We start from the raw sequence: 16,516 nt of genomic DNA on the forward strand, positions 1-16,516 counted from the left end.
AACCAAATTAAGTAAACAGCTAACCTATGTGCGGAATTGTTGGATATATAGGCCATCGAGAGGCCTATCCTATTGTAATTAAAGGACTTCAAAGATTAGAATATCGTGGTTATGACAGTGCAGGTATTGCATTATACGACGGTAGTAATATAAAGCTCTCTAAAACAAAAGGGAAAGTTTCTGATCTTAAAGAAAGGCTAGAGTCCGAAATTTCGACGGCTGGAACTTTGGGTATTGGACATACACGTTGGGCAACCCATGGCGTTCCAAATGATGTCAATTCTCACCCTCATTATTCTAATTCTGGTGACTTAGTAATTATTCATAATGGAATTATAGAGAATTACGATTCTTTGAAAAAGGAATTAATTAAACGTGGTTATACCTTTAAATCAGATACAGATACAGAGGTATTGGTGAATTTAATTGAAGATGTGAAGAAAAACGAAAACACTAAACTTGGAAAAGCAGTGCAAATTGCTTTAAACCAAGTCGTTGGAGCGTATGCCATAGCTGTTTTCGATAAGAACAAACCCAATGAAATCGTTGTTGCCAAATTGGGCAGCCCTTTAGCGATTGGTATTGGAGATGACGAATTCTTTATAGCTAGTGATGCCTCACCTTTCATAGAGTTTACAAAAAACGCTATTTATCTCGAAGATGAAGAAATGGCAATCATCAGGAGAGGTAAAGATATTAAAGTTAGAAAGATTAAAAATGACGCTTTAGTTGACCCTTATATTCAGGAGCTTCAACTCAACTTGGAACAGATAGAGAAAGGTGGTTATGACCACTTTATGTTAAAAGAAATCCATGAGCAACCAGAAGCCATTTTTGATACCTTTAGAGGACGATTGCTGAGTGACAAAGCTATGGTAAAGCTGGCAGGTGTAGAGGATAACATGAAGAAATTCCTTGCAGCTGATCGTATTATTGTTGTTGCTTGTGGTACATCGTGGCATGCTGGTTTGGTTTCGGAATACATTTTCGAAGATTTAGCGAGAATTCCTGTTGAAGTAGAATATGCCTCGGAATTTAGATATAGAAACCCTGTAATTACTGAAAAAGATATCATAATTGCTATCTCTCAATCAGGAGAAACGGCTGATACTTTAGCAGCTATTAAATTGGCAAAATCTAAAGGCGCATTTGTTTTTGGTGTTTGTAATGTTGTTGGGTCTTCCATAGCGAGGGAAACTGACGCAGGTGCTTATACACATGCCGGACCTGAAATAGGTGTAGCTTCAACAAAAGCTTTTACAACACAAATTACAGTCTTAACCTTAATGGCGTTACGTCTAGCTAGAGCTAAAGGCACGATTTCTAGCTCAGAATTTCGACATCATTTAATTGAGTTAGAAACTATACCTAAGAAAGTTGAAGAAGCTTTAAAATCAGATGCTTATGTACAGACCATAGCAGATATTTATAAAGATGCTACAAACTTTTTGTATTTAGGCCGTGGATTTAATTTCCCTGTTGCTTTAGAAGGCGCATTGAAGTTAAAAGAAATTTCCTATATCCATGCGGAAGGGTACCCAGCTGCTGAAATGAAACATGGCCCAATCGCATTAATCGATGAGCAAATGCCCGTTGTGGTTATTGCCACTAAGAAAGGTCATTATGAGAAAGTGGTTAGTAATATCCAAGAAATAAAATCTAGAAAAGGCAAAATAATCGGTATTGTTACCAAAGGGGATAAAAGTGTTAAGGAATTGGCAGACCATGTAATTGAAGTCCCTGAAACGTTAGAATGCCTGACCCCTTTATTAACTACAATACCACTACAGTTATTATCTTATCATATTGCAGTTATGTTAAATAAAAATGTAGATCAACCTAGAAATTTAGCAAAATCTGTCACTGTAGAATAAATCTAAAAAGTGCAATGCTTTTTTATTTAAATTGCACTTTTCTTTTCTTAAGTTCTTCATAAACAACAGCTACAGATTTTAATACAGCCTTATCACAATTTGTCGTGTCAATTGCTTTATTATTCTTGAATGGCTGTACATTAGATAAATCAAAATCTGCACTCAGTTCGTTTTCTAAATAAAGAAGCACCTCTTTAGGATTGGACAAATAATCCTGATATTCTATAAGTAAAAATTCTGAATCGTCTAAGGTCAGAAGGTGATCGTAATAATTAAGCCATACCGATAACCAGTAATCCAGCGAATTTTTATCATAGCTAAAGTCCTTAGGTTCATTATCAAAACTAAATACCTTTTGATTTTCACCAAACTCATGATGACCTAACCAATTCATATAAGTCTCAATAAAATCATCATCATGCTGAAATTCCGAAAACCTTAAGTGCTGATTTAACAAGGAATGTGCATGTTCCTCCGGCTTCCGAAACAAAAATATCGCCTTAAAATCTTTATTTAGGGACCTCAGGGATGGATATCTTAAAATTAGATTATTGTTTTTTGACAAATAAGTATATGAGTTCTCAGATCTAATAAGAGATTGGTAAGCAATATATTTATTATAAATCTCTTCATCTATATCATGCTTGGTCAATATCGATTCACCTATAAAGCTATCATTTAAATGGGCTTTAAAAAAATATTCCTCTAATGCTTCAATAGTATTTAAACCAAACATCATTTTATCACCATGTTTACGCTCTTTAAGCTTGGCCTTTTTGGGGTTATAAAGCTTTTTCCACAGATTTGGTGCTAAAAGGAATGGCATGTTAGAATAGTCTAAGGAACTAAATTTTCCAGCTTTAAATAACTGATCTGTTAAACTGGTTGTTCCTGCTCTTGCCAAGCCAGTTACAATTACAAACTCAGACTTATCTACCATTTTTTCTCCTGACTTGAATTTACTGTCGAAAGAGAATAGAAGTTTTGACAGATTGTAATTATTCAATATAAGCTTGTGCAGAAGCATCGATGCTTCAGAATAATTTTCCACCTTTTTATTTTTCTTGAAAACAAAAGGAATAATACTTCCTATAGATAAACTTGCAAAAAACCAAAATGAACTAAAGTCGAGACTTTCAAAACTTATTTCACTAAAATAGCCATATAAAAAAAGTGGGAGAATTGTTAAACCAACGATTACAATGAGAGCTCCAACAGTCTTTCCCAATGAAATAAGAATGCGTTTTAAAGCAACAATTAATTTCTTTTGCTTAATTCTTTCGTCTTCTTTTGAGAGCACCTCATTAGAAAGCGCAATAGACGACTCTAGCATATCAAAAAATACTTTTTTGAATGCAATTATAGATGCCCCCAGAGCAATACCGGATACACCTGCTACTATAAAATATAGCATTATCCTTTCTTGAAAAGGTTACGAAAAAACCTCTTAATCGGTATCCATAATACTACCCCAAAAGAAAATATTACAAGAAGTGCAATAAAAATGATAATAAGTAGTGTTCCAAGTCCCAATCCAGGTCCAATATATGCTAGCATAATAGTAGATTTTAAAAGTTAATGTCTGTGTAAATAGTCGTCCAATTTGGAAGGTAATGATAACCCTCTATATCACTTTTTAATTTGGTTTTTAAGACAACTCCATTTTTATTTAATACCCATAAGAGACCAGAGTTTTGCTCCTCTACAAACATGTCTCCATTGGGTAAAAATTCAAATAAGCCCTCTGCACCAGTGTAAATTTCATTTTCAATAAAATTATTCTCATAAAGTGCTTTAAATGAATCTGTTTCAAAGTTATAAATTAGTACGTTTGAGTGTGTTATTTTTCGTTGAATAGTTCCATTACTTGGTTTAAATTCATTTTTATTGAAATTGACATCCCATGCTGCTGAATTATTATTAAATAACCCTATTGTACTATCAGATAATATATCAACATCATGTTGAAATGTAAATGGCCCATCAATGACTTTAATAACCTTATCCGTAGACGGTCTAAATTGTATTACTGCAGATAGATGCCTAAAACTTAAAAATATATCACCTTTTTTAAAATATTTTGAACTATCAATAACAACAGGTTGTACGTCATTCAAATGAAATGGATCTGTAACATGTGTCGCTTTATTTAATAATTCATCAAGATCATTTTCAAGAAAAATACTTGTAAGAGACTTGCTGTAAAGTGTTTTACCAGTCTTTGCATCCACACTTAAAACTAGATCATCTCGATAATCAGTTTTCTCGCCATCTACAGATAATGTCTTAGGCACTATAATGCCTTCTTCATGCTTTACACCAGGCATCCAGATATTCCCTTTATGATCGAAATTCAATGCATGATGGAATATGAAATCCTTGTTAAACCATTTAACATTTGAACTCGAATCTAACCTAATCAATCCTGGTTTTTCATTCCAAGAGACAATTACATCTCTATCAGACATCATTTTAGCTGGGTAAATTCTGTCATTTTGCCCGACTTCATAATGTTCTGATAATATCTCAATGGGTAAATCCCATGTTTTTATAACTTTATTTGTTTTGAAATTCTTTAATTCAACATTGTATTGGTCACCTTGTCTATAGGTATAAGAACCATATAAATTATAACTTAAATTATTAATATCATTTACATCTTCTGCATTCGTTTTCAAATAGTATTGTGGTGCACGGAAAAAATGATTATACGCCATTTTCATGTTTGACGGTATTTCAGAAAAAGTCTTTATAGGTCCAGTTAAAGGTCCAGCGGCACGCTGACCAAGCGCAGCATTTCTCACAATACCACTCCACAACATCAGAATAAAAATCCCAATAATAAATAAAGCAAACTTTCTTAATGTCTTCATTCCAATTTGTTTGATTAGATTTGTTTTTAATAATTTTCAATAATAGGAATAAATCCATTCATAACTTAAATTATTCCATGTAAAGCAATTTTATACGTTCTGCTATCTAAAGTATTGACTTTAACTAAGTAATATAACTTTCAGCAGTAATGTTTAAGATACTAATAATCATTAACTGTTCTTTTTAATGTAACTCAAAAAAGATTGGAAATTGTGAATTTCTCAATTTTAGGGCTTTTGATTTTACAAAAAATATTATGCATGCATAATTTTGTGAGAAATTCTTATTGAATTTTCATATATTTATTTAAATTGCTCATCTAATAAATTAACTAATTCTCTAAAATGAAGACAATCTTAAAGCTTTTCACAATGCTTTTTTGCGTGGTATCGTTTGCTCAAACCACAATAAAAGGTAAAATTACCGACAATACTGGGTTACCCTTGCCTGGAGCTAATATTGTAGTAGTAGGTACTAGTTCTGGTACAGTATCGGATTTTGATGGTAATTATTCTTTGACGGTAGATCAAGATCCACCGTTTACGATTCGCGTAACCTATACAGGATTTCAAGAACAAACTGTTGAAGTAACAACTAACGGTCAAACCGTAGATGTTACCTTAGTCGAAGGTAATGAACTTGACGAAGTTGTTATCTCGGCCTCTCGTACTCCAGAACGTATTTTTGAATCCCCTGTTACAGTTGAGCGTTTTGGATTAAAAGAAATTAAAAACACTGCGTCCGTAGATTTTTATGACGGACTAGAAAATCTAAAAGGTGTAGATATAAATACCAACAGTTTAACATTTAAGTCTATAAACACTAGAGGTTTCGCAACATTTGCCAATACGCGTTTTATGCAATTAGTAGATGGTATGGACAACTCCGCTCCTGCACTTAACTTCCCATTAGGTAATTTATTGGGTATGACAGAAACAGATGTATTGAGTGTAGAACTTCTACCTGGTGCAGCGTCTGCACTATATGGTGCTAATGCCTTTAACGGAATTTTATTTATGCGAAGTAAAAACCCTTTTGACCACCAAGGTATAAGCGGGTATATTAAAAGAGGTATTACATCTCAAGAGGCAGCAGGTGATAATGATTATACGGATTTAGGTATAAGAATGGCTTTTAAGTTCAATGACAAATTTGCCGCTAAAGTTAACTTCGGCTATTTAAAAGGGACTGACTGGTTTGCCGTTAATGAGGAAGACAAACTTAATCGAGGACTTACCAGAGCAGATATTGATTATGATGGTATCAATGTTTATGGTGACGAGGTTAGTACAGATATTAATGGCGTTGCCCAGACTTTAGAAAGTTTAGGCTTAGCTCCATCTGGTTCTTCCGCACTAGTTCCATCAGTCAATGTTAGTAGAACAGGTTATAATGAACGAGATTTAACCAATTACAATGCTGAAAGTATTAAGGCGGATTGGGGATTATATTTCCGTCCATGGGAAAATGATTTTGAAATACAATACGTTGGTAAGATAGGTTCAGGTAATACAATCTATCAAGGCGCAAATCGCTATAACATTAAGAATTTCTTTTTACAACAACATAAGTTAGAAATCAGAAATGATAATTTCTTTGTTAGAGGATATGTAACGGAAGATAAAGCTGGTGATTCCTACGATATGGTTTTTACTGGAATTAATATCAATAGAGCATGGAAAGATGACAATACTTGGTTTGGAGAATATGTTGGTACATATATTGGTGCCACACTTGGTGGTGCTACTAATGATGCGGCTCATGCAGCTGCAAGAGCACAAGCAGATACTGGTCGATTCTTACCAGGAAGTCCTGAATTTCAATCTGCTTTCAATCAAAGTATTAATGATCCTGATTTAAGTACCGGTTCCAAATTTCAAGATAACTCTAAAATTTATCATGGTGATGCCAATTATAACTTTGGTGATATGATAGAATTTGCCGAGGTACAAGTTGGTGGTTCATACAGAAGATATCGATTAAATTCGTTTGGAACGATTTATACAGATGTTGATGGACCAATCAATTATTCAGAAGTTGGTTTTTATACCCAATTACAACGTTCGTTAGAATTATCTGATAATGTTGATTTAAAATTAACTGGTTCTTTGCGTTATGATAAGTCTGAATTATTTGACGGCTTTTTCTCACCAAGATTATCTGCTGGTTTTACAATTAATGAAAACCACAATATTAGAGCATCATACCAAACAGGATTTAGAAATCCAACCACACAAGATTTATATATTGGTTTGGATGTAGGTAGGGCGATTTTAGTTGGTGGTGCTTTTGACAATCCAGAAAGAGACTTAAGAACGTACAATGCAGCAGATGGTGATTTAAGTGCGTTTGCAGTGAACAATATCTTTGGTGGACAACAATCGATTACTATAAATGCGGCAGGTGCATATAATAATTCATTCTTTGCGAACTCCGTGCTTAATGGATTCGCCCAAACTGGTAATCCTGCTGATTTAGAAATTGCCAATTCCAATTTAGCACAACCTGAGCAAGTAAGTTCTTTTGAGCTGGGTTATCGTGGTAAATTAGACGGTATTATCATTGACGCATCGGCATACTACAATAAATATCAAGATTTCTTGGCTAATGAAACAGTTATTAGTCCTTTCTATGGTGATGTCCAATTAACGGAAACTCTTCCTAATGGAACACCTCTAGCGGTTGCGGCAATCGCCAATGGTGATTTCGAGGCTTATCAAACTTATACAAATTCTGATGAAGACGTAAATTCGTATGGTGCTGCTATTCAAGTATCGGCAAAAGTATTTGGCGGATTTGATTTGAGCGCAAATTACACCTATGCTAAATTAGATTTTGATGTTACTGAAAATCCTGATTTTAGAACGAATTTCAATACGCCAGAACATAAAGTAAAAGCATCTTTTGGTAAAACGGAGTTATTTAAAAACTTTGGATTCAATGTTGCCTGGAGATGGAGTGATAATTTCTTCTGGGAAGCGTCTTTTGGTGATGGTGATGTTCCTGCTTACCATGTGATAGATGCACAAGTTAACTTTAGGATTCCTAGCTTAAAGTCAACAATTAAAGCTGGAGCTACTAACTTATTACAAGACGAATACTTTACAGCATTCGGAACTGGTTTGATTGGCTCTCAGTATTACGTATCCTTGACTATCAATAATCTATAAATAACGGAAAAGAAAATGTTTAAAATGAAACAACTAAAATATATAGTACTATCATTACTGACCTTGGGAATGATGGCTTGCGAGAATGAACTCGTTGATGATTTAAGAGATAGAAATAATCCTCCAACAGATCCGTTACCAGACCTCACGGCAGGTAGTGCAGATTTTTCTAATTATGTATCTATCGGACCATCGTTTACAGCAGGGTTTACAGATAATGGCCTTTTTATTGCGTCACAAGAAAATTCTTTTCCAAATATTCTTGCAGGAAAATTTGCTAACGCCGGTGGAGGTTCGTTCACACAACCTTGGATGAGTGATAATTTTGGTGGTTTAGCTGCTGGTGGAACTCGTATTACAGATCCTAGATTAGTTTTTGGCGGGGCTGGGCCAGTACCATTAGAATCTGTAATTGGACCTGTAACCGTTGGAACAGATATTGTACTCAATAATCCTTCTGGACCCTTTAATAATTTAGGTATTCCAGGGGCTAAAAGTTTTCACTTTATTGCTCCAGGATATGGAAATTTTGCAAATTTCCCTGCCGCTGCCAATCCTTATGCAGTGCGTGTTACAGGCAATACACCCAATGCCACAATCTTAGAATTAGCAACAGATCAAAACCCTAGTTTTTTTACTGCTGATTTAATAGGTGGTAATGATGTTTTAGGATATGCAACAGCAGGTGGTGATGCTAACATAAATCAAATAACAGACCCAGCTATTTTTGAAGGCGCTTTTAATGCTATAATCGCTGGACTTACCGCAAATGGAGCCAAAGGTGCAGTCACAAATATTCCTTATGTTTCTAGTCTACCGTATTTTAATGCGGTTCCTTTTGATGCATTGGATCCAACCAATCCAGCTTTCGGTCCACTCATACCAACTTTAAATGGCATATTTGGTCAAATAAATTTAGTATATCAAGCTCTTGGACAGCCAGAAAGATCAATCGTTTTCTCTGAAACAGCTGCAAGTCCAGTCGTTATTAGAGACGAAAGTTTAGCCGACGTATCTGCACAAATGATTGCGGCCTTTAATGCGAGCCCAACATTTCCACTTTTTGTGCAATCATTAGGCTTACCAGCAGCAGCAGCTCCTTTAGTTGCCAATTTATTAGGTGCTACTTATGGACAAACAAGACAAGCTAATTCTGAGGATTTACTAACACTGCCAAGTGCTTCGGTTATTGGTACAGTGAATAGCGATTTCTTTGCGTTTTTAACTGGAAGTGGTATTCCTGCTGCCCTTGCTGGTCAGTTTGCTGTTGAAGGTATTACTTATCCTTTAGACGATAGATGGGTGTTATTACCTAGTGAAAATGCTGAAATAGTAGCAGCTGTAGATGCTTATAACGCAACTATTTCTAGTGTTGCAAGTACTAATGGCTTGGCTTTGGTTGATGTTAATGCTATTTTGACTGAAGCTTCGACTACAGGTATTATGTTTGACGACTACAATATGAATACAGATTTAGTTTTTGGTGGTTTAGTAAGTTTAGATGGTGTGCATCTAACGGCACGAGGATATGCATTAATGGCTAATAGTTTTTTACAAGCTATTGACTCTACTTACGGTTCTAATTTCGAAGCTTCTGGAAACTTGGCTAGAGCTGGTGATTTTCCAACAAATTTCTCGCCTTTACTTCAGTAACTTTCTAGTAAACTATAATATAAGAACACGCTTTTGTAAAGCGTGTTTTTTTTATTCAAAAAAGCCTGACTTTTTTAAATAAAACTCTATCTTTGCAGCGCGAAAAACGAGCTGTTTTTCATATTTAAATTATTGCAAAACAAAAACATATAAGTAATGTCAAAAGTTACAGGTAAAGTTGCACAAATCGTAGGGCCAGTTATCGATGTAGAATTCGCTGCTGGTTCAGAACTTCCAAAGATTTATGATTCATTAGAAATTAATAACCAAGATGGTTCTAAATTAGTATTAGAAGTACAATCTCACATCGGTGAAGATACTGTACGTACTATAGCAATGGACTCGTCTGATGGTTTAAGTAGAGGAACAGAAGTTCATGCTACTGGTGCTCCAATCCAAATGCCAATTGGTGAAGATGTTTACGGACGTCTATTTAATGTAATTGGTGATGCTATTGATGGATTAGGTGATTTACCTAAAGCTGGTGATGCAGGTTTACCTATTCACAGACAGGCTCCTAAATTTGAAGACTTATCTACGTCTACTGAAGTTTTATTTACTGGTATCAAAGTAATCGATTTAATTGAGCCTTATGCAAAAGGTGGTAAAATTGGTTTATTTGGTGGTGCTGGTGTAGGTAAAACAGTATTAATTCAGGAGTTAATTAACAATATTGCTAAAGGTCACGGTGGACTTTCTGTATTTGCAGGAGTTGGTGAAAGAACTCGCGAAGGAAACGATTTACTTCGTGAGATGTTGGAATCAGGAATTATCAAGTATGGTGATGATTTTATGCACTCAATGGAAGAAGGTGGATGGGATTTGAAGAAAGTTGATAAATCAATCATGAAAGAATCTAAAGCAACTTTCGTGTTTGGGCAAATGAATGAGCCTCCTGGAGCTCGTGCTCGTGTAGCATTATCTGGTTTAACTATTGCAGAATATTTCCGTGATGGTGCTGGTGATGGACAGGGAAAAGATGTATTATTCTTCGTAGATAATATCTTCCGTTTTACACAAGCTGGTTCTGAGGTATCTGCTTTATTAGGTCGTATGCCTTCTGCGGTAGGTTACCAACCGACATTAGCAACTGAAATGGGTGCGATGCAAGAACGTATTACTTCTACTAAGAAAGGTTCTATTACATCTGTACAAGCCGTTTATGTGCCTGCGGATGATTTAACGGATCCTGCTCCAGCAACAACGTTTGCTCACTTAGATGCAACAACTGTATTATCTCGTAAGATTGCTGAGCTTGGTATTTATCCTGCGGTGGATCCATTAGACTCTACATCAAGAATTTTGACAGCAGATATTTTAGGTGATGATCACTATGACTGTGCCCAAAGAGTAAAGGAGTTGTTGCAACGTTATAAAGAATTACAAGATATTATTGCTATCCTTGGTATGGAGGAATTATCTGAAGAAGATAAACTAGCTGTAGGACGTGCACGTCGTGTTCAACGTTTCCTATCTCAGCCATTCCACGTAGCAGAGCAGTTTACTGGTATACCAGGTGTATTAGTAGACATTAAAGAAACTATCAAAGGTTTTAATATGATTATGGATGGTGAACTAGATCATTTACCAGAAGCGGCATTTAACCTTAAAGGATCTATCGAAGAAGCTATTGAAGCTGGTGAGAAAATGTTGGCTGAAGCTTAATCTAATATTTCAAAATTATGTATTTAGAAATTGTATCACCTGAAGCAACACTGTTTAGTGGAGAAGTAGATTCTGTTACTGTTCCTGGTGTTAATGGTGAATTTGAAATGCTAAAAGATCACGCGCCAATTGTATCCATTCTTAAAGAAGGACATGTGAAAGTAGCTGGTAATAGTATTCAACTTGAAGAAGAGATTGAAGAAAAATTTACCAAGTCAGACAAAGGTGTTTGGTTAGCCATTAATTCTGGCACTATTGAAATGAAAGATAACAAGTTAATTGTTTTAGCTGATTAGGCTATTTCAATCACTGTATACATAAAACGCGAAGTGCTTACTTCGCGTTTTTTTATTTTAAAAATCGAATCTATAATTCATTTTAAAAGCAATTCCCCAATCTTTTCTCGTTATATCTTGATTATAATTATCTGAAATAACTAAGTAAATATAGGATAGCGGTTTATATTCCCATTGCAGACGGCTGTTAATATTAAAATTGTCTCTTTGGGTATTATATTGCACATATGTCGTCCAATTTAATCGATTATTAAAAAATATTTGTCCAGTAAATCTTGTTAAATGAAACGTTTCCTTACCTAGCTCATTAAGGTGGATAGCATTGACGTCATAAGATAATTCTAAATTGGCAAATGGCAATAATTGATAGTTTAAATAAACGCCTCCAGCAATTCGTTTTCCGCTATAATAATTTCCTTTTTGTACATTGACACTATACCTGAATTTTTGATTGTTGGCAGAATTATAGCCTATTTTTAATAATCCGAAGTTGTATGTGCCTGGCTGTAGTGCATCTCCATTCCCAAGAGGATCAAATCCATATTTTAAGTCTACATAATCGTGTGTATATACATAGTAAACTGCAGACAAATCTTTAAAGAATAGTGCTGAATTTAAAAAATGTGAAGATTGATTTAATTTCCCAGTGTCATCAAGGTAAGTGTTATTACTATAGTTTAGAATTCTAACAGAATTCAAGGCTTTAGAATTTTCATAAAATTTTTCATGCTCAATACTTACTGTGCTTTGGGTATATCCTTCTCTTACAACTACATCATTTATTGCATCATAATTACTTAGTCTAGGTGTAAACCCTAAATCTGTAATATAGTTTTTACCAATATTCTTTATTGCAGCACTCCATTCCAAACCTCTTTTGTTATACCAAATTCCTGCGTGATAAAAATTATTTTCTCCCGAAATACCATTACTAAAGCTTTTACCAAAATTGACCAAACCAAGCCACTTGTTATTATTAGACCTATAGTTAAGGTTTAATCCTGTTACACGATTATAATCATTTATAAACTCAAATCCATCTGTTTCTTGCCTGTTAATTAAATATGCTGTTGTAGTTATATTTTTTGATAATTGCTGTTCGCCTACAAAAACAACGTAGTTTTGCGAGGCTATATCTCCATCCTCATCTGATTGTACATTTAAAACACCTATTCTAGTTTTTGGTGATATGTTTCCTGATAGTTTCAATCCCAATTGGATGTCACTATTAGCACCTATGCGTCTAGAATAAAATGGATTAACTCCATCTACTCCCAAATTGGAAAATAAATCTGCGTTCTCTAAAAAGAAGTTTCTTCTTTCAGGGAAAAATATGGAAAACCGCGTCAAGTTGGTCACTTGTTGATCTACATCTATTTGTGAAAAATCTGGATTTATCGTCACATCGAGTTTTAAAGATGATGTAACACTATATTGCACATCCAAACTCGGTATAAATGGAGTTTCATCTACCTCCTCAACAACATCATTTAGATAATTAGTAGTTACAGATGGTGTAACGGCAAATTTTGAACTGGATATACTTGGCAAGTTTTCTACTGAGAATTTTTCTGTAAAACGTAAATCGAACAGTCTATAATTGCGTTTAACATTCTTAAGTATGGTCCAAGCATTCTTTTTTATATCTCTCATATAAAATTGCACACCAAAAACAGCATTGTCTTTATTAAAATTTAAAAACTTTAACGGAATAACTACTTCGTATATTTTGTCATTACCATCAATACTGGTTTTTGCATTCCAAACAGCATTCCAACTGGTAGAAAAATTATAACCTTCGCTTATTCTTTCGACCAAACCATCTATCAGAGTCCCATAAGCATTAACAGAAAAGTAATAGGCATTTTGTTCTTGGTTTTGAGTATCTAAAATCATTGCAAAACCATCACTCAAGCCAATTGGCACATCACGTTTTAATGAGCCAACTTGTGATTTTCTCTCTATATCGTGATATACAAGTCCGACATACAAGTTTTCACCATCATGAAAAAGCTTTACTTCAGTTTGTTGTTCCGCGAGCCCTTTATCATTTGGGGCATAATTGTAAAAACCCGTGTATTCTGGTAGTTGCTGCCAAACAGATTCTTCTAGTTTTCCATCTATTGAAACTTTAGTGTCTATGTACTTAATCGTTTTTGTTTGAGAAAATAAGTAACTTGTATAGCAACAAAGAGAACATATTATTAATATGCTAAAACGATTCATTTTTTGTAGAATTTCTATTATTCCTTATTTAGGCTTATCAACTCTAGAATTTTCAAAGAGACTGGTTTTGAAGATTGAAAATTCTGCCCTGTAACTAAACGCCCATCTACTTCTAAAGTAAACTTCCCTCTTTCTGAAAATCTAAAACTTCCTCCTCGCTCTTCAATTGTTTTTTTGATTAAAAAAGGAAATGTTTTAAAATACGGTTCTGACTTATTTTCATAATCATCTGGATAACCACTTACCCTTTTACCATCAACCAAATATTTCCCGTCTTTGGTTTTTAAATTGACAATACCTGCCGTGCCATGACAAACAGAAGAAATAATACCATTATGCTTCTCGTAAACATCCATTGCTATTTTTTGAATTTCTTTATTTTCTGGAACTCCAAACATAGCGCTACCACCACCTATGTATTGAACTGCTTTATATTTAGAAGCATTAATTTCAGAAGGAGATTTCGTGTTTTTAAGTGCATTCATAAAAGCAGTGTCATACAAATACTTTTTACTCATGTCGTCGGAAGTATTTATATATGCTAACGGAACAGCTCCGCCTTTAGGGCTCAAGAAGTCAACAGAATAACCAGCATTTTTAAAAACGTCATAAGCATTTACAATTTCTGAAAAACTATTTCCCGTGCTTATTTTTGTATCACCATAAAAATGCGCATTAGAAAGAATAAATAAAACAGAGTTCTGTTTAGGATCATCGAGTCTAGTTGCTGTTTTACTGATTATTTTCCAATCTCCCTCAAACTTTTTTAACAAGAATAAATCAATATAAACCCATTCTCTTGCAGGGCCTGTAATTTCAACCTTTGCAGTTGCGATGTCCTTTACTTGCTCAATTTCTAAAATTTTAGCATAACGTCCATTGAACTCATCTCTATCTGCATTTTTAAAAAAGCCTGTATATTCTTTTGGTGTATATAGCTTAAATAAGCCATCTTTATTAGTCAGGTATAAGGTGGCATTATCTGTAAAGGCACTTTCTAACATATCTAACTTGTTATAAGAACTGCCTTCCATATAATTTTGGAGTGTTCTCTCGATTAAAGGATTAGATGATGATGTTGAATATGATGGTGATGTTCTATAAGTAGATGGGTCACTTATTGGATAAAAATCCTCTGTTTGCTCAGAAGTTGTTTTCTCATTCTCTCTATTAATTAAAAAAGACCCACCCCAAACTACTTGAGGATAATCTAAAATTTGCTCAACCATTTGGCCTAAAGAAGGAACCGTACCACTAAACTTTTCAATAGCCTCGTTTTTTGGGACCCAATGAAATTCAACATTTTTATTTTTGGGTAAGTCATTAGTGGTGGATTTTGCAACATAAAACTGTCTTACACTTAAAGAATTATTAAAGCCAAATTTATAGGTGAAAACACCTTTGAGTTCGGGTTTTGAAATAGATACTCCATATTTATTTGTAAGACTAGCGATTACCTCATTAATTGTCTGTCTTTGCTCATAAAACGCACCTATAGTAATCCAACCTATTGTTGCTCTTTTTATTAAAACCTCTCCATTATCGTTTAGGATAATTAATGTGATAACACTCGTATTTGGTTCTGAATTATCTTCAGACTGCGCTAAAAGGGAATTGTACATTAAGACTAATGCAAATAGAATAACAACTTTTTTCATTTTTAAGAATTTAATTGATTAACTCAAACCTCTAAAAATGATATTATAATAAAGTGATACGCTATAATTTAGGTGTCCAACATTATAACTTTGGACTTCTTATACTACATAAATTGCTTTTGAAACTCTGCGGGTGTCTGCTCAACTACTTTTTTAAATGTCGCATAAAAGTTTGATTTTGAGGAGAAACCTGCTTCAAAACCGATCGCTTCTAACGTTAAATTTTGTTTTTCGCGTAATAATCGTTTTGCTTCCTCTACACGATAATCGTTTACATAAGTATTGAAGCTTTTTCCTAAATTATCATTTAGTAATTGGGATAATTTATGGGTAGAGACATGGATTTGCTTAGCAATATTTTTAAGCTTTACATCAGAATTTTTATATAATTCTTGTTCTTGCATCATACTATTTAATTGTGTTAGCAAAACCTTAGCTTCTCTTTCATCAATCTTTTTTGCTCCATACTTTTCTGGAATGTCTTGAAAAATAGTCTCGCGATTTTTCTTTGAAACGAAGAAAATTAATAATACATAAAACACTATCGAAAAGGTAATAGTCCCAGCCATATATAAGTAATAATAGCCTATTAAATACGCTACAAAAATTAAAATATTGGCCATAAGAACTGCAACTAACCAATGTTCTGCAGTTGTACATTTTTGCGATTTAGAAAACAGTTTTACAATAATGATATTCATCAAATAAGTAGATGCTAACAGGTATAAACCCCAAGTTCCATAAATAACCCATACAAACCAATCCCAAAAAGATGGATTAGTTTCATAGGGTTTTAAAATTCCTATAATTACTATAAATAGAAAGAGGGTGCTAAAATGGATTTTCCACAACTTTGGAATAGAATCTCTATTTTCAATCGACGATTTTAAATAATAAAACAATGTAATACCTATTAAAAAACAAGCTGATAATCCTATTTGTGGTATCAATAATTCGATGTCCTCTGTTAGTATGAATAGGCGATAGACAGATTTTCCAATACGGATACTTAAGAGAAGTAACAATAGCGCAAATAATAAATTCTGTGTTGGCTTTTGTTTACTAAAAAACAAAAAATATAGGCTTACCAAAAAGCCGTT

The 16,516-nt window shown here is 34.1% G+C and carries 10 protein-coding genes; 5 read left to right on the plus strand and 5 right to left on the minus strand.

Going from position 1 to position 16,516, the window contains the following annotated elements:
* Positions 1-26: 26 nt before the first annotated feature.
* Positions 27-1,874 (plus strand): glutamine--fructose-6-phosphate transaminase (isomerizing), encoded by a 1,848-nt coding sequence (gene glmS / locus H7F21_RS00525; protein WP_185787291.1) that lies wholly within the window; start codon positions 27-29, stop codon positions 1,872-1,874.
* 22 nt (positions 1,875-1,896) lie between these two features.
* Here the strand turns inward: glmS and H7F21_RS00530 are convergent, their stop codons facing one another.
* Together H7F21_RS00530 and H7F21_RS00535 are read right to left on the minus strand one after the other, a co-directional pair.
* The gene (locus H7F21_RS00530) at positions 1,897-3,288 is read right to left on the minus strand and encodes a sulfotransferase family protein (RefSeq protein ID WP_246431390.1); all 1,392 of its coding nucleotides are present in this window, start codon (positions 3,286-3,288) and stop codon (positions 1,897-1,899) included.
* 154 nt (positions 3,289-3,442) lie between these two features.
* Positions 3,443-4,747: an arylsulfotransferase family protein gene (locus tag H7F21_RS00535; RefSeq protein ID WP_185787292.1), complete on the minus strand. Its 1,305-nt coding sequence runs from the start codon at positions 4,745-4,747 to the stop codon at positions 3,443-3,445.
* Between the two features lie 345 nt (positions 4,748-5,092).
* On the opposite strand from H7F21_RS00535, the gene H7F21_RS00540 reads away from it, so the two are divergent.
* From H7F21_RS00540 to H7F21_RS00555, 4 genes are all read left to right on the plus strand, one after another.
* A complete protein-coding gene (locus H7F21_RS00540) occupies positions 5,093-7,918 on the plus strand; it encodes a TonB-dependent receptor (RefSeq protein ID WP_185787293.1) in 2,826 nt (941 codons plus the stop codon).
* 24 nt (positions 7,919-7,942) lie between these two features.
* The gene (locus H7F21_RS00545; protein ID WP_185787294.1) at positions 7,943-9,571 is read left to right on the plus strand and encodes an SGNH/GDSL hydrolase family protein; all 1,629 of its coding nucleotides are present in this window, start codon (positions 7,943-7,945) and stop codon (positions 9,569-9,571) included.
* Positions 9,572-9,727: 156 nt separating this feature from the next.
* Entirely contained in the window at positions 9,728-11,236 is a 1,509-nt protein-coding gene (gene atpD, locus H7F21_RS00550) for a F0F1 ATP synthase subunit beta (protein WP_185787295.1), read from the plus strand.
* Between the two features lie 17 nt (positions 11,237-11,253).
* The gene (locus H7F21_RS00555; protein ID WP_185787296.1) at positions 11,254-11,532 is read left to right on the plus strand and encodes a F0F1 ATP synthase subunit delta/epsilon; all 279 of its coding nucleotides are present in this window, start codon (positions 11,254-11,256) and stop codon (positions 11,530-11,532) included.
* 57 nt (positions 11,533-11,589) lie between these two features.
* Here the strand turns inward: H7F21_RS00555 and H7F21_RS00560 are convergent, their stop codons facing one another.
* The 3 genes from H7F21_RS00560 to H7F21_RS00570 all read right to left on the minus strand — a co-directional run bounded on the left by H7F21_RS00560 (position 11,590) and on the right by H7F21_RS00570 (position 16,489).
* Positions 11,590-13,758, minus strand: coding sequence for a DUF5916 domain-containing protein (locus tag H7F21_RS00560; RefSeq protein ID WP_185787297.1), 2,169 nt, complete (start codon positions 13,756-13,758; stop codon positions 11,590-11,592).
* 17 nt (positions 13,759-13,775) lie between these two features.
* On the minus strand, positions 13,776-15,416 hold the full coding sequence (locus H7F21_RS00565) for a nuclear transport factor 2 family protein (protein WP_246431391.1): 1,641 nt from the start codon (positions 15,414-15,416) through the stop codon (positions 13,776-13,778).
* Between the two features lie 104 nt (positions 15,417-15,520).
* Positions 15,521-16,489: a helix-turn-helix domain-containing protein gene (locus H7F21_RS00570; RefSeq protein WP_185787298.1), complete on the minus strand. Its 969-nt coding sequence runs from the start codon at positions 16,487-16,489 to the stop codon at positions 15,521-15,523.
* Positions 16,490-16,516: the final 27 nt, after the last annotated feature.

Source organism: Winogradskyella flava (genome assembly GCF_014243395.1).
Lineage (GTDB): Bacteria > Bacteroidota > Bacteroidia > Flavobacteriales > Flavobacteriaceae > Winogradskyella > Winogradskyella flava.

Coding starts and splice junctions, on each gene's coding strand:
- glmS (WP_185787291.1), top strand. CDS start 27: ATGTGCGGAATTGTTGGATATATAGGCCATCGAGAGGCCTATCCTATT.
- H7F21_RS00530 (WP_246431390.1), bottom strand. CDS start 3,288: ATGCTATATTTTATAGTAGCAGGTGTATCCGGTATTGCTCTGGGGGCA.
- H7F21_RS00535 (WP_185787292.1), bottom strand. CDS start 4,747: ATGAAGACATTAAGAAAGTTTGCTTTATTTATTATTGGGATTTTTATT.
- H7F21_RS00540 (WP_185787293.1), top strand. CDS start 5,093: ATGAAGACAATCTTAAAGCTTTTCACAATGCTTTTTTGCGTGGTATCG.
- H7F21_RS00545 (WP_185787294.1), top strand. CDS start 7,943: ATGAAACAACTAAAATATATAGTACTATCATTACTGACCTTGGGAATG.
- atpD (WP_185787295.1), top strand. CDS start 9,728: ATGTCAAAAGTTACAGGTAAAGTTGCACAAATCGTAGGGCCAGTTATC.
- H7F21_RS00555 (WP_185787296.1), top strand. CDS start 11,254: ATGTATTTAGAAATTGTATCACCTGAAGCAACACTGTTTAGTGGAGAA.
- H7F21_RS00560 (WP_185787297.1), bottom strand. CDS start 13,758: ATGAATCGTTTTAGCATATTAATAATATGTTCTCTTTGTTGCTATACA.
- H7F21_RS00565 (WP_246431391.1), bottom strand. CDS start 15,416: ATGAAAAAAGTTGTTATTCTATTTGCATTAGTCTTAATGTACAATTCC.